The organism is Frankia gtarii (assembly GCF_025403375.1).
GTDB lineage: Bacteria > Actinomycetota > Actinomycetes > Frankiales > Frankiaceae > Frankia > Frankia gtarii.
Map to the genome: position 1 here is coordinate 1 of NZ_JAMPTM010000069.1, position 19,361 is coordinate 19,361.

Below are 19,361 nucleotides of genomic sequence, written 5' to 3' on the forward strand. Positions count from 1 at the left end.
GGACGGGGGTGGGGGCTCACGGGGTCGCGGACCTCCTCGGTCAGGCGGTCCTCGTCGGAGATGCCGTCGGAACGCGCACCGCGGCCGTTGTGATGATGGCGTTGTAGTGATGAGGTTTAGGGACGGTTCATCTATTAGAACGTTCCCGGTGGTCGGGGTGTAGCGAGGGTGAGCACCAGTGGGCCTGGTGTGGGGGAGGGGCCGGCGCTGCGCGTTGCCCGCGGAACGCGCCCTCGGTGACCGGCGGTCAGCCGCGAAGACGCGGGCGGGGAGAGCCGGGGATGCCCGGGGTTGTCGGGACCATCCGGTGGGGTCGTTTACCCTGACGTCAACCATGGATGAGCCGGAGACGACGCCCGCCGCACGCACCGACACCACCGGGCCGGCCGCTGCCGACACCCCCCAACCAGCCGCTGCCGGCCTAACCGGGCAGACGCCAGCCGAAGGTGGCCCCGTCCCGGCTCAGCCGGGCACGTCGCGCCCGCCCCGGCCAGACGAGTACCCCCGGATGGCTGAGCACGCGCCCCCGGCATCCGCGACTCGGGACTCGGGACCGAACCCTCGCCCCGCGCGCCGGGTGCGGCGAGGGCCGCTGCTGCTGGCGCTCATCACCGCGGTCCACCTGGCGATGCTGCTCAGCTACGCTTTCGTGTACCCCACCTGGACGGGTTACGACGAGGCTCAGCACGTCGACATGGTCTACGGGCTGCAGCACGGCGCCGGCTGGCCCGCCCCCGGCGAGAAGATGATCGCCACCGGGGTGGCGGCGACCTCGGATGACTTCGATCGCGGCCGCTATCAGGACATGTTCCAGTCCGGGGGGAAGCGGCGTGGGGCCGAGTCGTTCGCGCAGATCGCCCCGACACCGCGCGACCAGCGAAAGTCCTTCGACGGTCTCGGCGGTCCGACGCCGGTCGACGACGGTCGCCTGTCCAACCAGATGGTGCAGCATCCGCCGCTGATCTACGCGGCCGGGGCGGTCCTGCTGCGCGCCCTGCCCGGCTCCGGCGACTGGGCCTACGACCAGCAGGTCTTCGTGTTGCGCCTGCTGAACATCCTGGTCGTCGCGCCGCTGCCGCTGCTGGCCTGGCTCGCCGCCCGCCGCTTCGGTCTCGGTGAGCCCTCGGCGCTCGCCGCGGCCGCCCTGCCGCTGGCCATCCCCGGCTTCACCCGGGTCGGCGCGACCTTCAACAACGACGGCATCCTCATGCTCACCACCGGCGGGCTCACCGTGGTTCTGGCCGGGGTGCTGCGCGGCGACCTGCGGCGGCGTACCGCACTGTGGGCCGGTCTGTGGCTGGGGCTCGCGCTGCTGTCCAAGGCGTTCGCGCTCACCCTGCCGGCGATGATCGTCGTTGCGTATCTGGTCGGGTGGTGGTGGCGGCGTGATTCGGATGCGGCGAGGTCCGGCGTGGGTTTGTGGCGCCGGCTACGGGCGGCGCTCGCGTCCCTGCCGTGGATTCCCGCGGTGCTCGCGGTCGGCCTCGGCCTCGCGCTCGGTGGCTGGTGGTGGGTCCGTAACTACCTGTTGTACGACGCCGTGCAGCCCAACGGCTGGGCGACCAACCCGCCGAGGCGGGAGCCGCTGCTGCTCCCCGACTCGTTCCTGACCTGGTTCTGGTACTTCTTCCGCACGATGATCTCGAGATTCTGGGGTGGCCTCGGAATGTTCGAGCCGCCACAGCTCTCCCCGATCGCGATCGTGCTTGCCACGGTCGCCGTCGTCGGGCTTTGCGTGACGGCGGTCGTCGGCCGCCGCCGGGCCGGGCGGGCTGGGTGGGCCGGGTGGTCGTCGCAAGCTGCCGCGGTGGTGGTCCTGCTGCTGCCGGTGGCGTTCGCGTACGTCGAGGTCGGCCAGCGCAGTTGGGCGGAGTACCAGCGGTACACCCGCGGGATCGCCGTGCAGGGCCGGTATCTCTACCTCGGTCTGGTCGGGCTGGGGGTCGTGGTCGCCCTCGGCCTGCGCCGGGCACTGCCCGGACGTGAACGGCTGGCACCGCTGGTCCTGCTGGTCGGAGCCCTGCTCATGCAGGGCGCGGCCCTGCTTGCCATCTGCTCCTACTACTGGTTGCCGCGCCGGGTGCCGTTTACCCCGGCGCGGATCCCGGACGTGGTGTCGGCCATCGGACGCTGGGCGCCGTTCCCCGTCGGAGTGACGATCGCCGTGTTCGTCCTGACCGCGCTGCTGTTCGCCGCCGCCATCGCAGCCGCGGTGGTACAGGCCCGCCGGAAGCCGGCCGCCGGCCCCCCCGGTGACCCGGCTGCGGCCGTCAGTCCGGCTGCGGCCACCTCGGCCACCCCAACCTCTTCGGGCGGTCCGGTCGCGGCGAGATCGGGCGCGCAGGGCTGACCGCTGTGCGCGCTGGTCCCGTCGGCGGGATCAGGTCCCCGTCGTGGCGACGGAGACGCGGGAGTGGTCACCCAGCATGAGCCGGTGCGCCCTGGGCAGGGCGGCCGAGGGCACGACCTCGACGTCCCGGCCGATCAGCGAATCCTCGATGCGCCCGATCCCACGGATCGTGGCCCGCTCCAGGACGATCGAGTACTCGATCTCGGTCCGTTCGATGGTGCAGGAATGGAAGATCGAGGTGAACGGGCCCACGTAGGTGTCGACCAGGGTGGTACCGCGCCCGATGATGGCCGGGCCCCGCACGGTGGAGCGGACCAGCGAGGCGCCGTCCTCGATCACGACTCGGCCGACGATCGAGCTGTCGGCGTCCACGGTGCCGCGGATCGCCGGCTCGATCGACTCCAGCAGGTGCCGGTTGGTCTCCAGCATGTCGGCCAGCCGGCCGGTGTCCTTCCAGTAGCCCTCGACCAGGTGGGAGGCGACGTCGTGGCCGCCGTCGACCAGCCACTGGATGGCCTCGGTGATCTCCAGTTCACCGCGGGCTGACGGCTTGATCGACCGCACCGCCTCGTGCACGACGGTGCCGAACATGTAGACGCCGACGAGCGCGAGATCACTCGGCGGGACGAGTGGCTTCTCGACGAGGCGGATGATGCGGCCCTCCGCGCCGAGTTCGGCGACACCGAAGGCGGACGGGTTGTCCACCTTCGTCAGCAGGATCAGCGCGTCCGGGGTGGTTCGCCGGAACTCCGTCACCAGGCCGGCGATGCCGCCGATGATGAGGTTGTCCCCGAGGTACATGACGAACGGCTCGTCGGCGAGGAAATCGCGGGCGATGAGCACCGCGTGCGCGAGCCCGAGCGGCGCGTCCTGGCGGATGTAGGTCACGTGGATCCCGAACGCGGACCCGTCACCGACTGCCGCCTCGATCTCGGCGGCCGTCTCGCCGACGATGATCCCGACGTCGACGATCCCGGCGTCCCGGATGGCTTCAAGGCCGTAGAAGAGCACCGGTTTGTTCGCCACGGGGACAAGCTGCTTGGCGGATGTGTGCGTGATCGGCCGCAGACGCGTTCCCGAGCCGCCGGCAAGGACGAGGGCCTTCATGATCCGGAACTCTATCGCGTCGTCTTGAACTAACTGAAAGTAACTATAGGTGTGGCGGCTGTTGCCGGATTGATCTGATCCCTTTCGCCCTGATGGGGCATTGAAAGTCCCCATCGATGGCCCGTCTTTCCTACGGCATCGGGTGGGTGGCGGGTGCGGGCCATTCGATACGGGTACGTTGAGTAGTCGAAGGGTTCGCTACGGCCAGCTGGCCGGACGTAGACCGGCCGGGCGGTCGCGCCACACCCGCGACGCATCTCCAGCCGCCTGGGAGGGGGACACGGTGACCGAGGCGCCGCCGCGTCCACCGGGCGATCCGCAGACGGACGGCCGTGTCGGGCGATCGCGCCGGCGGACCCATGTCCACCGCCCCGTCGGGGCTCGCCGGACGGTGTTGGCGGCCCGTATCGTGCACGGCACCCGTCGGGAGCGTTCGCCGCTGGGCCGGCTGCTGGTGCTGCTCGCCGGCGCGCTCTCGGCCCTCATCCTCATGACCACGATCGGTGGCTGGACCGCCTACGAGTATTTCGGGGCGCAGATCCACCGCATCCGGCTCGGCCTCGGTGACGACCGGCCGGCAGACGCCGCCTCCGGCAACCGTAACTACCTGTTGGTCGGCTCGGACAGCCGGGCCGGCACCGGCGGCGAGTACGAGAGCCAGGGGGCGGTGACCGACGAGCGGTCGGACACCACCATGCTCGCCCATCTGGCTGCGAACGGGACGACCACGATGGTCTCCTTTCCTCGCGACACCCTGGTCCGCATCCCCGGCCACGGCCGCGGCAAGCTGAACTCGGCGATCACTCTCGGTGGCCCCAGCCTGTTGATCAGAACAATCGAGAATCTGACCGACATCAAGATCGATCATTATGTCTCGATCGATCTCGCCGGCTTCAAGGAGATGACCGACGCCGTCGGCGGAGTCACCGTGTGCGTCAGGCCGTTGCCCGGCGGGGGCAGGTCGAACCTGTACGACCCGTGGTCGCAGTGGCGTGGCCGGGTCGGCGAGAACCGGCTGTCGGGGGAGCAGGCGCTGGCATTCGTGCGACAACGCCACGGCCTGCCGGACAACGACTTCGACCGCATCCGTCGCCAGCAGCAGTTCGTCGGCGCGGTGTTCACCCAGGCGACCTCGTCCGGCGTGCTCACCAACCCGGTGCGGCTGGAGAATTTGGTGCGTGCGGCAACGAAGGCGCTCACCGTCGACGACGGCACGAGCATCAACGACCTGCGGGCGCTCGCGACGCGGCTGCGCGGCCTGTCCGCCGATCAGATCCGGTTCGAGACGATCCCGGTGCACGCGCCCACCGCCGCCGAGGGTGGCAACGCGCTCGGTGAGCTGCCCCGCTTCGGGTCCGTCCAGCTCTACGAGCCCATCACGTTGGAGAAGTTCCTCGCTCCGCTGCGGGGCCGGCCCGGTCGGGCCGCGGTGCCGACGGTGAGCCCGTCGCCGACGGTGCCCCCGGGAAAGACGTTGCCCCCGGGGAAGGTGCCCGTCGACGTCTACAACGGTGCCGGGGTCAGCGGTCTGGCCACCTCGGCCGCCACCGCGCTGGAACGGGCCGGCTTCCAGGTCGGGCCGGCGCGGACCTGGCGCGCCGGCGTCCTGCGCACCACGCAGGTGCGGTACCACCCGGGCGCAGCGGATGCGGCCCGGACGGTCCAGGCCGCCGTGCCCGGCAGCCGGCTGCAGCAGGACGCCGCCGTCCCCGCCGGCCGGGTCAGCCTCGTTCTCGGCACCACCTTCGAGGTGGGCACGATCACCGCCGCGGCGGCATCCGCCGGCAGTGCCACGGCGCCGACGGCCCCGAGCTCACAAGCGGGCGGAGCCGGCGTGACGGCGCCGGCCGCCCCCGCTCCCGCGACGACCGCCGCGGAACTCACCTCGCGTTGCACCTACTGATCGCCACGCCTGCCCGATCGACCCGGGCGCCGGTCGGTGCGGCGCGGCGGAGGGTGGCGCGATGTATGTCCGCCGGTCTGCCAGACTCTGGCCGTGCGTGTTCTCGTGACCGGTGCCGCCGGACAACTCGGCGCCGACCTGTGCCGGCTGCTCGAGGCCCGGCTGGCCGAACCGGACTCTCCCGTGCGGGCCTGGGCGGGCCTCGGCCGGGCCGAGCTGGACATCACCGATCCGGCGCGGGTCCGCGCCGTTCTGCGTGACCAGGCTCGGCCGGCGAAGATCCAGGGCGGCCTCGTCGTGATCAACACTGCGGCCTGGACGGACGTCGACGGCGCGGAGACCGACGAGTCCGGGGCCTACACCGCCAATGCCACCGGGCCCGCGCATCTCGCCGTCGCCTGCGCCGAGGTCGACGCCACACTGGTGCACCTGTCCACCGACTACGTCTTCGACGGCCGGGCGACGAAGCCCTACGAGACCGGGGACGAGACCGGCCCGGCCTGCGCGTACGGCCGGACCAAGCTCGCGGGAGAGGGGGCCGTGCGGGCCCTGCTGCCGGCGTCGTCGTACGTCGTCCGCACCGCCTGGGTGTACGGCCGGACGGGCGGCAACTTCGTCAAGACCATCAGCCGGCTGGCCCGGGAGCGCGGGGCGGTCTCGGTCGTGGCCGACCAGACCGGCTCGCCGACCTGGTCGGCCGATCTGGCCGCCGGCCTACTGGACCTCGTCGCCTCGTCGGCGCCGCCCGGGGTCTACCACTGCACGAACACCGGCGAGACGACCTGGTACGGATTCGCCCGCCAGATCATGGCGGAGATCGGGCTCGACCCGGCCACGGTCAGCGCGACGACCACGGATTCCTTCCCTCGGCCCGCCGCACGCCCGGCCTACTCCGTGCTCTCCACGCGATCGTGGACGGACGCGGGTCTCACCCCGCTGCGTCCCTGGGGCGAGGCCCTGCACGCCGCCTTCGCCCTCGCCGGCGACGACCTGCGCGGCTGACTGGCGCCCCGCTCCCACTTCCCGGGGCGGGGACCGCCTGGCCGGCCAGGTCGTGCCGAGGCCGAGACACGGTTTCAGGCCAGGAATCCGTTACTGAGCCTCGGCCCGGTTTTGCATCGGATCGATGACGGACGGTGCAGAAGTCGAAGGTGTCCTTCTGTGCAGGGTTGACTACGCCCAAAAATTTTTGCAGAGCGTGAATAAATGCAGAGACTATAAGGTTGTAGTGACTGCATCCGATGAGGTGTCAGGCTGGAGGGAACGATGACGCAGGCAGGCACCAACCGGGCGATCATGGAGCCGGCGGAGCTGGGCCTGCGGGAACGCAAGAAGCAGCGGACCCGCCGCGCGCTGCGGATCGCGGCCATCCGGCTCGTCTCCCAGCGTGGGCTGGACGGAGTCTCCGTAGACGACATCGCCGCCGCGGCAGAGGTCTCCACCCGGACCTTCTTCAACTACTTCCCCACCAAGGACGAGGCGATCGTCGGCCTCGACCCGGAGGACATTCGCGAGATCACCGAGGCGGTTTCCTCCCGGCCCGCCGACGAGAGTCCGTTGGAGGCCCTGCGCGCGGTCATGCTGCAGCGGGCCGCGCTCGTCGCCCCCGAACAGGCCGACCTCTGGCCGCTCCGGCTTGCGATCATCCGGCGGCATCCACACCTGATGGCGGCCAACGCGGCGAGCTGGAGCTCCTACGAGCACGCGCTCGCCGAGGCCGTCGGCCGGCGCTGCGGCCTCGATCCGGCCCGCGACCCGTATCCCGCCGTGCTGGTCGCCGCGGTGCTGGCGGTCGTGCGCACCCTGTCGGTGCGCTGGCAGGAGTTGCCGGGCGCGCCGCTGGTCGAGGTGTTCGGCCAGGGATTCGACAGCCTGGCCCGTGGCCTGCCGCAACCGCAACCGCAACCGCACGAACCCTCCAGAGGAGCTGCACCGATGACAACGACGGACCTCTGTACCGTCCGCCCCGACCACGAGGAGAGCTAGTCATGGCCCAGGCCCAGACGTCCGCCTCCGGCACCGAGCTCCCGGCCGACGCGTCCGCGGCGCAGGTCGCCGACAAGCGCCGACTGTGGATCATCATGGGAGCCCTGCTCCTGGGGATTCTGCTGGCCTCGCTGGACCAGACAATCGTGTCGACGGCGCTGCCGACGATCGTCGGTGATCTCGGTGGGGCGACCCACCTGTCCTGGGTGGTCACCGCCTACCTGCTCGCCTCCACGGTGTCGACGCCGGTATGGGGCAAGCTCGGTGACCTGTACGGACGGAAGATCCTCTTCCAGGTGTCGATCGTGCTGTTCCTCGTGGGCTCCGTCCTCGCCGGCGCCAGCACGTCGATGGGCCAGCTCATCGGCTTCCGCGCCCTGCAGGGCCTCGGCGGCGGCGGCCTGATGATCGGCGCGATGACCATCATCAGCGACCTGGTGCCGCCCCGCGACCGTGGCCGCTACCAGGGCCTGTTCGGCGCCGTGTTCGGCGTGTCGTCGGTGATCGGCCCGCTGCTCGGCGGGCTGTTCGTGGACCATCTGTCGTGGCGGTGGGTCTTCTATGTGAACCTGCCGGTCGGCGCGGTCGCCCTGGTGGCCACGGCGCTGGCTCTGCCGGCGACGAAAAACCGGATCAAGCATGTGATCGACTATCTCGGCACCGTGCTGCTCGCCGGGGCGACCACCAGCCTGGTGCTGCTGACGAGCCTGGGCGGCACGACCTACGACTGGGGCTCGCCGAAGATCATCGGCCTGGGGGTCGCGGGCGCCGTGCTGCTCGTCGCGTTCGTCTTTGCCGAGCGCCGGGCGGTCGAGCCCGTCCTGCCGCTGTCGCTGTTCCGCAACCGGGTGTTCTCGGCGGCCGGTGCCATCGGCTTCGTCGTCGGCTTCGCGATGTTCGGCGCGATCATCTTCCTGCCGCTGTTCCTGCAGGTGGTCAAGGGCGTCGACCCGACCGAGTCCGGCCTGCAGATGCTGCCGGTCATGGGCGGGCTGCTGATCAGCTCGATCACCTCCGGCCGGCTGATCAGCAAGTGGGGCCGGTACAAGGTCTTCCCGATCGTCGGCACCGCGGTGATGTCGATCGGGCTGTTCCTGCTGTCGTTCATCAGCCCCGACATCGCCACCTGGCAGCTTGCGCTGTCGATGTTCGTGCTCGGCGTCGGGATCGGCTCGGTGATGCAGGTGCTCGTCATCGCCGTGCAGAACTCCGTCGACCACCGGCAGATGGGTGTGGCGACCTCGGGCGCCACCTTCTTCCGCTCCATCGGCGGCTCGTTCGGTACGGCCGTCTTCGGGGCAATCTTTGCGAACGTGCTGGCCGGCAACATCAACGAGCAGCTGGCGGGCCTGCCGCTGCCGCCCGGTCTCGCCTCGTCCGGGGCGAACATCAGCCCGAAGGTCATCGGCGCCCTGCCGCCGGACATCCGCGACGGCTTCGTCCAGGCGTTCTCGGATTCGATGCAGACGGTCTTCCTGGTCGCGGTGCCGATCGGCCTGGTCGCCTTCGCCCTGACCTGGCTGCTGCCGGAAATCCGCATGCGGCACACCGTCGACACCGTCGTCCCGGCCGCGGACACCGCTGACACCGCCGCGGCCGCTGACATCACGGCCCCTGAGGTCGTCACCCCGGCCGTCGTTGCCGGTGAAGCCGGTGCGCCGGAGTCGGGCGGCCCGCAGGACGCGGCGAAGGTTCTTCACTAGCCCGGGCCTGACCCACGTGATCGGGCTGGGTTCGGTCTGCGAGTCGCGCATTTTCGAACGCGCCGCCGCCTGCCCCGCCCGTCCCCCTGCGGGACGCCGCCGGTTACGGTGCGTTGGGTACGGTCCCAGGCCGAAAACCGTACCCAACGCGCCGTGATACGCCCGGTGCGGCCGATGGCCCGGTGCGGCCGCGGGACCGACCGCCTCGATCCGGTGGCGGGTGGCGAACGGGTGGCCTGCGAGACTTGGGGCTGATGGGTAACGTCAGCCAGGTTCCGGGCGAGGCCTTCCAGGCCGGCTCGCCCGAGACCGTCCCGTCCGCCAGCGGCGGTCCGACCGCCGTTGGCGGCGTCACCCGCGAGCCCGTCGACGCCTCCCCGGCTCGGCGGGTCGGGCTGCTGGAGACGGTCCTCGGACGGAGTCGGCGAGGCGTTCGCCGGCACGCCGTGTTCTGCGGGTTGTTCGCCGTCGCGGTCGCCGCCCGGGTGCTGGTGCTGGTCGCCTACCCGCCGGCGCTGATGTATCTGGGAGACTCCGCCGCCTATCTGGACCAGGCATGGCGCGATCTGTGGCCGGGGGATTGGCGGCCGTCCGGCTATCCGATCTTCCTGCGGATCCTCGACGGTCCCAGCCACGTGACCCGGATCGTGGTCGTGCAGCACCTGCTGACCTTGGCTGTCGCGGTGGCCCTCTACGCGGTGGCGCTGCGCGCGGTCCGCCGGCCCTGGTTGGCCGCGCTCGCCGCGGCCCCCGCGTTGCTCGCGCCGTGGGTGCTGGACCTGGGCCAGTTCGTGCTGGCGGACAGTTTGTTCGGGGTGCTCGTCTCGGCCGGCGTCGCGGTGCTGGCGGGCTGGGATCGGCCCCGGGCTGTCGCGGCCGCGGGTGCCGGGCTGCTGCTGGGCGCGGCGCTGTGTGTGCGGACCGTGGGCTACGGGCCGCTGGCGGTCGCCGTCGTTGTGCTGGTGGCCGACGCGGTCGCCGCCCGCGGCCGCCGGGCGCCGGTGCGGGCGGTGGCCCCCGTCCTCGCCTTCGTGGTGGCGGCCGCCGTGCCGGTGGGTGCCTACGCGGGCTGGAGCGCGGCCGAGGGCAGGGGTTTCGCGGTGTCCGCCCATTCCGGGTTCTTCCTGTACGGGCGGGTGGCGCCGTTCGCCGACTGCTCGACGATCTCCCGTGCGGACCTGCGCACCCTGTGCGATCCGCGGCCCGTGGACCAGCGTGGCGCCCCGGTCCGCTACCTGTGGCCCGCCGACTCGCCGCTGCGACAGGGGCACCGGCAGATCCCCCCGGGGCGGGAGGACCTCGCGGGGACGTTCGCTCACGAGGTGGTGCGCGAGCAGCCGTGGGTGATCGTCACGTCCTCGGCCCGTTACCTCGCCGGCTACCTGGACCCGGTCCCCTACGAGACCCCGAAGACGTCCCGGGCGGACACCTGGGAGCTGCCGACCCGTGGCACCAACGTGGTGGCCCCGGACGACGCCCACGCCGACGACGGCTACTTCGTCGCCACGGCCGCGCACTCGCCGCCGGCCGGCCTGCTCGCCGCCTGGTCCCGATTCTCCTACGCGCCGATGCCCCTGGTCGGCCTGGGCCTGCTGGCGGGCGTGGCGGCGTCGCTGCTCACGGCGGGCCGGGCGATCCGGGCCCGGCGGGTGGCGCGGCGGCACGGAACCGGGCGGCCGCTCGACCGGCTCGACGGGGCCAGCCGGTTGTTCTGGCTGGCGGCCGGCTCGGGCGTGTCGACACTGGGGCTGTCCGCGGTCACCTCCGGCTTCGACTACCGCTACCTCGGCGCGGTCATCGGGCCGATCGCCCTGGCCGCGATCATCGGTGCGAGCGCGTTCGTCGCCGCGCTGCGGCGGCGAACCGCCGCATAGCCAGCCCAGACCGGGCGCTACCGTCATATCGGTGGCAGGGCGGCGGTGGTTCGTGGTCGGGGTGGCCGCAGCCGCTCTGATCTTCGGCTCGCTGGGTCTGCTCGTCGCCGCGGTGGTCCCGCCGTTCACCGGCGCCGACGAGGCGCAGCACACGGCCTACGCCCTTGAACTCGCTCACGGTTCGCTGCCACAGCTCGACACCCCGGTGCGGTCGCGAGTGCCCGGTATGCCGGGCCTGCCGGCGAGCTGCCGGGCCTCGCCCGCGCGGGCCCGAGCCGCGGTCGACGCGCACGCCGACGGGCTCTGTGGGGTGCGCCTCGGCCGGCCGCTGTCCAACTTCGATCTTGTCTACACCGCCAACCATCCACCGTTGTTCTACGCGGTGGAGGCGGTTCCGCTGGGGGTCGGCGGGGCGTCGGGCCATCCACTGGCCGGCTTTCGCGCCGCCCGTGTCGTCAACGTGCTGCTCGGCGTGGGCGTCGTCGTCGCGACGGCGGCGCTGTGTCGTGCCCTGCTGCCGAGACGGCCGGGTGTTGCGGTCGGGGCGGCGGCGGTCATGGGGACCGTCGGGCTGGTCGTCGTCACCTCCGGGCAGATCTACAACGACACCCTGGCGATGGCGATCGTGACGGGGCTGCTCGCGGTGACCGTCGCCCTTGCTCGCGGCGGGCCGCGGCCGCGCATCCTGGTGGGTCTCGCGGTGCTCGGGCCGGCCGCGGCGGCCAGCCGGGCCAGCGGTGCGGTGGCCCTCGTCGCCGTGGTACCCGCCGTCGCCGCCGCCGTCGCGCTGCACGCGACGGGCAGTCGGGTCCGCCGGGCCGGCCGGGGCCTAGCCGCCGCCGGTGCGCTGCTCGCCCTCGCCGTCGCCGCCGTCGGCTGGTTCTACCTGCGCAATCAGCGCCTTTACGGGGATCTAACCGCCTCCGGGCGGATTGCGGACATGTTCCCGCTGGGCGGGGCGCGCCCCTCGGTCTGGCAGGTGCTGCGCGACGGGGATCTGTGGTGGTACGTCTACCGCGGGTTCTTCGGCCGGCCCATGCTCGTCACCGGTCACGCCGAGCAGGTCGCCGTCGGCGTCGCGGTGGTCACCGGCGTCGGTCTGGCCGCGGCGGCCGTGCGCGCGTACGCCCGGCGCCCCTCTGCCGGGGGTGCCTTCAGGCGGTCCGCGTTCGGCCCGAGCGGCAGCGGCGGTGCGGCCGTCGGGTGGTTCCTGCTGGCCGCGCACTGCCTGCTCGTCGTCGCGACCCTGGTTGGATACGTGGCTGCCGGCGGGGCGTCGTTCACCCGTTACCTGCTGCCGATGGCGCCGGTGCTCGCGATCGGCGTCGCCGCGTCCTGCCGGGCCCTGCCGCTGGGCCGGCGCGGGTTGCCGACCGTGGCCGTCGTCGTGGCGATGGCGGCCTGCACGCTGGTGCTCGTCGGGCGGGAACTGGCGTGGAAGCGGCCCGCCCTCGCCGCCCTCGCCCTGCCCGATCGGCTGCGCGCCGCCTGGGCGATCGCCGGGCCCGGCCCGGCGTGGGTCGGCCTGTCGGTCCTGGGGGGCTGCTCGACCGTCGGCGGGGTGCTGCTCGCCGTCGCCCTATGGAAGCTCGGCGACCCGGCGGTAGACGGCCGCGGTGAGCTCCGCGGTGCGCCGCCAGGTGAAGGCGCGGGCGTGGGTGCGGCCGGCCTCGGCGTCGCCGGGGGAGGAGAGCAAGGCGAGGATCGCCTCGGCGAGGTCGTCGGCGAACGAGTCCCGGTCGGCCTGCCGGACCAGCCGTACCGGGCTGCCGGCAGGAGCGAGCAAGGCTCCGATGACCTCCCGGACGGTCGGGATGTCGGCGGCGACGACCGGGGTGCCGGCGGCGAGCGCCTCCAGGGGCGGTAGGCCGAAGCCCTCGTAGCGCGACGGGAAGCACAGCACGCTGGCGCCCGCGACCGTCGTCCGAAGCTGCTCGGCGTCGAGGTAACCGGCGGTGATCACGCTGTCGGCGGGCAGCCCGGCCAGGTCGAGGGTCGGCCCCCACCCCGGCGGTCCCACGAGCACCAGCGGGGGGGCGCCGAGCTTCGCCGCGTGCAGCCGGCGGACCGCCTCCAGCAGGACCGGCAGGTTCTTGCGGGGTTCGACCGAGCCGACGAAGAGCAGGTACCGCTCGGGTAGGCCGTGCGCCTGCCGCCAGGCGGCCGTCGGCGCCGGGGTGGTGAACCAGGCGTCGTCGACGCCGAGCGGGGTGGGGGTGACCAGCGCCGGGTCAAGACGGTAGGCGGCGACGACCTCCTCGGCGACGGCCCGGCTCGGGGTCAGCACGGCCGCGGCGCGGCGCAGTCCGCGTGGGACGAGATCGCTGTAGCGGGCGGACGCCGCGGTGACCGTGTCCGGGGTCCGCAGGTAGGACAGGTCGTGGACGGTGAGCACGCCGCGGGCCCGGCGCAGCGGCGGGAGCACGAAGTTCGTCCCGTGCACGACGTCCGCGGCGCCGGTGAGCCATTCCACCGGTGGATACTCGCCGCGGATCCAGGCGTCCTGCAGCAGCCGCGCCGGCGCCCGGCGGGCGGCCGGGCGCACCCCCGCCGGCAGGCTCCCGGCGAGTTCGTCCAGCCCGCGCCAGGTGAACGCCGTCGCCGCCAGGTCCCAGGAGGTGTCGAGGCGGGCGAGGCCGGCCAGCAGGTGCTCGGTGTAGCGGCCGACGCCGGTGCGCCGCCCGAGCAGCGGCGTGCCGTCGAGCACGATCCTCATTCGATGGCTCCTGCCGCTGTCACGTCGATGCCGCACGTGCGGGTCCCGGTCAGCCCTGGTAGAGCCGGTGGCCCTCGGCGATGTCGCGCCACTGGCGGGCGAACGCGTCATCCGAGAAGGTCTGGGCCCGCGCGATCGCCGCGGCGGCGAGCCGGCCGCGCAGGCCGTCTTCGGCGGCCAACCGGCGGGTGAAGGAGGCGACCTGTTCGGGGCCGGTCCACCGGTAGCCGTCGACGCCATGGCGGACGATCTCCCGCTGCCCGGCGCGGTCAATGACGACGGGCACGCAGCCGCCGGCCATCGCCTCGACGGTGGTCATCCCGAAGTGCTCCGCCGTCCAGGGACGGCGCCGGTCGTCCTCGCCGTAGCCGGTCGCCGACCAGAACACCGAGCTGGTCGACAGCAGGTGCTCGACCTGTGCCCGCGGCGCGTTCGGGTGGATCCGCACCGGCAGTCCGGCCCCGGCGGCACGGACCAGCTCCAGGTAGGGCAGCTGGGAGTCCTCGCAGCCGCCGACGACATGCATCGTCCAGCCCGGCAGGTCGCCGGCGCGGTAGAGCTCACCGAACCACTGGACCATCTCCAGTTGCCGCTTGGCGTGCCCCAGCCCCGGTGCGAAGAACCGCCCGACGGTGATGACGGCTTTCTCCCGGGCCGGTGCCGGATGCAGTCGCTGCACCTGAATCGGCGGGAACAGCACGTCGGCGTCCCGTTTCCACAGCCGCCGGATCCACCCCTGGGTGAACTGCGAGTTGGCCATGACCACGTCGTAGCCGTCGAGGTAGGCCAGGTCCGCCGGGTCCCGCAGCAGCCAGGGGAAGCGCAGCGGCAGGCGGGCGATCGGTCCCTCGTCGCCGTCGGTGACCCGCGGCCGGCTCACCGCGACGCCGAGTTCGCGCACGTCCGCGTCGCCCGGCGAGAACGCGTCGCTGACCAGGGTGAGCTCGGTGCCGTCCGTGGTTGGCGGCAGCGGCACCTCGAACGGGGCGAAGTCGGCGCCGATCTCCAGCTTGGCCAGCACTCCGCCGCCCGCGTCGAGGACCCGTAGCGCCGTGCCGGCGGGCGCGCCGGGGCGGCCGATGTCGGCGCGCAGGGTACGCCGCTCGCCTGGACTCACGGCGAGGATGCCCGACCCGTTGGTCCAGGTCCACTGCCGGCGGCGGCCGCCCTCCGGCGGGTACCAGCCCTGCCCGAAGCTGACCGCCGGGCGTACCCCCCGCAGCAGCGGGCCGGCGGTGCGCACCGCGGCCTTGCGCCAGGCCGCCATGTCGTGGTCGAAGGGCGTCGGGAAGAAGCACAGGTACGCCGAGCGTCGGGACTGCGGCGCGATGCGGCTCATGTACGAGCCGTTGACGAACAGGTCGTAGCCCGCGGACAGGGCCGCGATGGCCTCCTCGCCGCGGTCCGGCAGCCGGACGTAGCGGCAGCCGGCGAGATCCAGGCCGAGATGGCTGCCCAGCCGGTCGAGGTCGACCTCGGAATGCCCGAGGATGTCGACGCTCGCGCCCTCGGCCGCCAGCACCTGGGCGATCATGCCGTTGTGGCGTTCCCCGCCGCCCATCGAGTGCCAGAACCGGTTGTAGACGGCGGCGCGGACCCCTCGCGCCGGGTGCTCGTCGGGGGCCGCCGCGGTCGCAGCCGCGGTGCCGTCCGCGATCTCGCTCATCGAGGGACCAGCCAGCTCTGCAGGCTCGACCGGCGCTCGGTGGTCGTACGGCCGATCTCACGGCGGGCCCGCAGCATCGCGGGCAGCAGTCGCAGGTACGAGCCGCACACCCGCAGCCGCAGCAGCGTCGGGCGGATCGCCGGCCGGCTGCGGCCCCGCCATGCCTGACGAAGGGTGCGCACCGCGATGGAGGCGGTCGTCGCCGGATAGCGCAGCACCGCGGACAGCGCCAGCGACGCCGTCGCGTCCTTGGTGAGCATCAGCAGCCGGTTACGGTCAGTGTGGAAGACGAACAGCGGCGACCACTCGACGCTCGACGCCGAGTGGATGTGGCGCAGCACCGCGCCCGGCACGTAACGGATCGTGTAGCCGCGGGTCCGGATCCGCCATGACAGGTCGGTGTCCTCGTAGTACAGGAAGAACGCGTCGTCGAACCAGCCGAGCTCGTGACCCAGCGACGACCGGATCGCCATCCCGTTGCCGCAGGCGGTGAACACGTCCTCCGGCTGGTCGAACTGGCCGGTGTCGACCTGCTGGTAGCCCCGGTCCGCGCCGTAGCCGTCGGTCAGCACGATCCCGCCGACGTTGTTGACCACGTCGACGCGCGGCGCCTCCCCGCCGACGGTGAGCGTCACCGTCGTCGATTCGGGGCCGACTGCCAGCTCCGCCCGGCCACCGTCGGCGGCACCGGTCGGGCCGTCCCAGTTCAGCACGACCTGCTTGCGCGACTCCGCCGCCCAGGTGAACCCGAGGGTGACCGGCCCACCGTCCGGGATCGGCACGCACAGCTCGCCGTCCCCGCGGGTCCAGAAGTACGGCGTTTTCGCTGGTCCCTCGGCGCCGTAGGTCAGCTTCTCCCAGAGCACCTCGCGCAGTGCCTCGCGCCCGTCGACCGTCACCGACGACACCCGCACGCCGAGCTCGCGGGAATCGTGCGGGCCCGGCACGAAGGTGGGTGTGCTCAACCGCATCCGCAGAAACCGGGGGAGAAAGACGACCTTGCCGGTGGTGGCGCCGAGATGCTGGCCGCCGGGCTCGTCGAACGGCGCCAGCAGGGCCGCGAGCCAGGTCGGCTCGGGGATGGCGTCGTTGTTCACCAGCACCGCGTACGGCGTGGTGACCTGGCGCAGGGCGAGGTTGTTGCCGCCGGCGAAGCCGAGGTTGCGGTCCGAGGGCACGACCCGTACCCAGGGGTACCGCTCGGCGAGCAGCTCCCGGGAGCCGTCCGCGGAGGCGTTGTCGACGACCCAGGTCTGGAAGGCGAAGCCGGCATCCTGCTTGGCGACGCCGTCGAGGCAGGCCGGTAGGAGGTGCGCCCCGTTCCAGTTGACGATCACGATGGTCGCCAGCGGCTCCGTGGACGCGGCGCCGCCCGGCCCGGTGGTGGTTCCCGTCTGTTTCCGCTCCGTCATCCGCGCAGCCTCGCCTCGTAGTCGACCTTGAGAAGCCCGTCCGCCTGCGGGCCGCTGACGCCGAACAGCTCCTCGAACCGGCGGGTCGTCACCGGGGCGCCGGAGATGGCGTCCGAGACGTGCACCTTGACGGCGAACGCCCCGAGCAGTTCAGGCAGGTGCGGGACGGAGAAGTCCACGATGTGCCGGCCGGGGCCGACGGCGAGCCCACCGGGCGGCGTCTCCATCATCCAGATGGGCACCTCGCTCTGCCCGACGATGTAGGTGTGCAGGTAGATCTGCTCCGGCGCACCCTCGGTGACGTCGAGCTCGACGCTGACCGTCAGCCGCTCGCCCGGGTCGTACTGCACCAGCGGCAGCCCGCCGGGATCCAGGCTGAAGGCCACCGACTGGGGCCGGACGGTGGCGTACTCCCACGACACCGGGCCCTCGGCGGGCAGGCTGCCCAGCTTCTGCCGCAGCAGCTTCGTGCCCACGGCGGGGTTGCCGTCATAGATCAGCGAGCCGGACTCCAGGACCAGGATCCGGTCACACATGGTCTCGATGAGGTCGAGGGAATGGGTGACGAACAGGATCGTGCGCCCCTGCGCCCGGAATTCGGCGATCTTGGCCAGGCACTTGCGCTGGAACGCCTCGTCGCCGACGGCGAGCACCTCGTCGACGAGCAGCACGTCCGGATCGACGTGCACGGCCACGGCGAAGCCCAGGCGCACGTACTGGCCGGACGAGTAGTGCTTCACGTCATCGTCGATCTTGTGTCGCAGTTCGGAGAAGTCGACGATCGAATCGAACAACCGGTCGATCTCCCGCTTGGACAGCCCGAGCAGGGAGGCGTTGAGGTAGACGTTGTCCCGCCCGGACAGCTCGCCGTTGAACCCGGCACCGAGTTCCAGCAACGACGCGATCCGGCCCTGCACCGAGACCTGCCCGCTGGTCGGGCGCAGGATGCCGGCGAGCACCTTGAGCAGGGTCGACTTCCCCGAGCCGTTCGCCCCGGCGAGCCCGACCGTCTGGCCGCGTCCGATCGTCACGTCGACGTCGCGCAGCGCCCAGAAGTCGTCCCCGGCGGGGCCACCGCGGCGGACGAACCGTTCCTTCAGGCTCGTCGCGCGGTTGCTGTACGAGACGAAGCGCTTGCTCACCCCGGTCCCCTGGATGACGACCGCGGAGCCGGAGTCGGCCTCGCCGGCGTCGATGGGCCTGGGCACATCGAGGGGAACGGCCGCATCGGGCACGCCGCCCGGCGCCGCGCCGCCGTCCCTGGCACCGGCGCTGTCCCCGGCGTCGGGGACGCCCCAGGGGTCGAGCTGACCCGGTGGCGGCGCCGCGACGCCCGGGTAGGACGGCGGGGCCGGGATGGCGGGGTCGAGCGTGGTCGGGTCCAGCGCGGCGGGGCCGACCGGCGTGGCGCCGTCGACGGGGCCACGCGGGGCCGCGGGGCGCCGGCCCCCTGGTGGGGAGGCCGCTGCGCGCTGGTACGCGGACGAGTGTCGGGCCACTACAACTCCTTGCTGGCCGCCGGCGGACGTCTCACCATGATCGCACCGCGGTCGGCGTGCTGGCTCCAGGGCTCGCGGCGGCGGACGACAACGTCGCCGGGCCGCCGGGAGCTCACCTACAGATCCTCGGCGAAGTCCGCCTGCATGGTGCGGAACACATGGAACCCGACCCAGAGCAGGGCGATCGAGATCGCCCCCGCGACGGCGAGATGTTCCAGGTAGAACTCGTATCCCAGGTCCGCCTGGATGGGGGTCGAATTGGTGGAGCCACCCCCGGGATCGTAGATCGCCCGTTGGAAGGTGATGACCACCACCGCCATCGGGTTGAGCAGGTACACCCAGGTCCACTCGTGCAGCCGGTTCTGGATCAGGCCGAAGGCGTAGACCATCGGGTTCAGCCAGAACCAGGCGAGCAGGGCGACGTCGAGCAGGTGAGAGGTGTCGCGGTAGCGCACGTTCAGGGCGCTGACCAGCAGCGACAGCGCGACCGTGAACGTGATGGCGACGGCACCCGCCGGCACGATCAACAGCAGCTCGGTGCCGATCAGGTTGTAGCCGAGAAGCAGGATCACCAGGAAAAGCACGAGCAGCTGGAGCAGGAAGTGCACGGCGGCGAACCCGACGGCCGACAGCGGGAGCACGGCGAGCGGGAACCGAACCTTCTTGACCAGGTTCGCGTTAGCGACGACGGCGCCGCATGCCGAGGACACGCTGCCCGAGAAGGCGTTCCAGATCAGCAGCCCGGACATCAGGTAAATGCCGAACCGAGGAATTCCCGACTTGAGGACGATCTGGAAGACGAACGTGTACACCACGAGCAGGAGCATCGGGTTCGCCAGCGACCAGGCGAAGCCCAGCGTGGAGCCCTTGTACTTGACCTTCAGGTCCTTGCGGATGAGATTGCGCAGCAGTTCCCAACGCACCCTCGTCTGCGCCCGGCTGCGGCGGGCCAGCCGGCTCGGGTCCATCGCGTGCTGTCCCGGGCCGGGGCCCGCCTGCTGCGGGGACGGGGACACCGGAGTTCCGGCGGGCAGCGGTGCGTCAGCAAGATGTGACACGGCCGGCCCCTCCCGTCTCCCGGAGGTCAGGCCGCCGATCCCCGGCACGGCGTGGCTGGAGCTGCACCTGTCCGCTCCTCACTCGAC

Annotated in this window: 12 protein-coding genes; 6 read left to right on the plus strand and 6 right to left on the minus strand. The window is 72.2% G+C overall.

Features of this window, described 5'->3' with window-relative positions; translation table 11 throughout:
* Positions 1-334 precede the first annotated feature (334 nt).
* Positions 335-2,350 (plus strand): glycosyltransferase family 39 protein, encoded by a 2,016-nt coding sequence (locus tag NBZ83_RS12785; RefSeq protein WP_438803199.1) that lies wholly within the window; start codon positions 335-337, stop codon positions 2,348-2,350.
* Between the two features lie 30 nt (positions 2,351-2,380).
* Here NBZ83_RS12785 and NBZ83_RS12790 read toward each other — a convergent pair whose 3' ends face one another.
* Positions 2,381-3,457 carry a glucose-1-phosphate thymidylyltransferase gene (locus tag NBZ83_RS12790; protein WP_261568118.1) on the minus strand — a complete coding sequence of 359 codons (1,077 nt, stop codon included), beginning with the start codon at positions 3,455-3,457 and terminating at the stop codon, positions 2,381-2,383.
* Positions 3,458-3,848: 391 nt separating this feature from the next.
* Between NBZ83_RS12790 and NBZ83_RS12795 the strand changes: the two genes are divergently transcribed.
* The 5 genes from NBZ83_RS12795 (at position 3,849) to NBZ83_RS12815 (ending at position 10,923) form a co-directional block, all read left to right on the plus strand.
* Entirely contained in the window at positions 3,849-5,360 is a 1,512-nt protein-coding gene (locus NBZ83_RS12795; protein WP_438803200.1) for an LCP family protein, read from the plus strand.
* A gap of 93 nt (positions 5,361-5,453) precedes the next feature.
* Complete coding sequence (gene rfbD / locus NBZ83_RS12800; protein WP_261568119.1) at positions 5,454-6,362, plus strand: dTDP-4-dehydrorhamnose reductase; 909 nt, start codon at positions 5,454-5,456, stop codon at positions 6,360-6,362.
* 264 nt (positions 6,363-6,626) lie between these two features.
* A complete protein-coding gene (locus NBZ83_RS12805) occupies positions 6,627-7,346 on the plus strand; it encodes an acyl-CoA-like ligand-binding transcription factor (protein ID WP_261568120.1) in 720 nt (239 codons plus the stop codon).
* 2 nt (positions 7,347-7,348) lie between these two features.
* Positions 7,349-9,049 carry an MDR family MFS transporter gene (locus NBZ83_RS12810; protein WP_261568121.1) on the plus strand — a complete coding sequence of 567 codons (1,701 nt, stop codon included), beginning with the start codon at positions 7,349-7,351 and terminating at the stop codon, positions 9,047-9,049.
* 254 nt (positions 9,050-9,303) lie between these two features.
* Positions 9,304-10,923, plus strand: a complete 1,620-nt coding sequence (locus NBZ83_RS12815; RefSeq protein ID WP_261568122.1) for a hypothetical protein — start codon at positions 9,304-9,306, stop codon at positions 10,921-10,923.
* A 1,579-nt stretch (positions 10,924-12,502) separates the two neighbouring features.
* Here the strand turns inward: NBZ83_RS12815 and NBZ83_RS12820 are convergent.
* From NBZ83_RS12820 to NBZ83_RS12840, 5 genes are all read right to left on the minus strand, one after another.
* Positions 12,503-13,639: a glycosyltransferase family 4 protein gene (locus NBZ83_RS12820; RefSeq protein ID WP_261568123.1), complete on the minus strand. Its 1,137-nt coding sequence runs from the start codon at positions 13,637-13,639 to the stop codon at positions 12,503-12,505.
* Positions 13,640-13,688: 49 nt separating this feature from the next.
* A complete protein-coding gene (locus NBZ83_RS12825) occupies positions 13,689-15,305 on the minus strand; it encodes a glycosyltransferase (protein ID WP_261568124.1) in 1,617 nt (538 codons plus the stop codon).
* Entirely contained in the window at positions 15,302-16,717 is a 1,416-nt protein-coding gene (locus NBZ83_RS12830; RefSeq protein WP_261568125.1) for a glycosyltransferase family 2 protein, read from the minus strand. The genes NBZ83_RS12825 and NBZ83_RS12830 overlap by 4 nt, the downstream gene beginning before the upstream one ends.
* Positions 16,714-18,216 carry an ABC transporter ATP-binding protein gene (locus NBZ83_RS12835; RefSeq protein ID WP_438803201.1) on the minus strand — a complete coding sequence of 501 codons (1,503 nt, stop codon included), beginning with the start codon at positions 18,214-18,216 and terminating at the stop codon, positions 16,714-16,716. The genes NBZ83_RS12830 and NBZ83_RS12835 overlap by 4 nt, the downstream gene beginning before the upstream one ends.
* A 116-nt stretch (positions 18,217-18,332) precedes the next feature.
* A complete protein-coding gene (locus NBZ83_RS12840; RefSeq protein ID WP_261575003.1) occupies positions 18,333-19,274 on the minus strand; it encodes an ABC transporter permease in 942 nt (313 codons plus the stop codon).
* Positions 19,275-19,361: the final 87 nt, after the last annotated feature.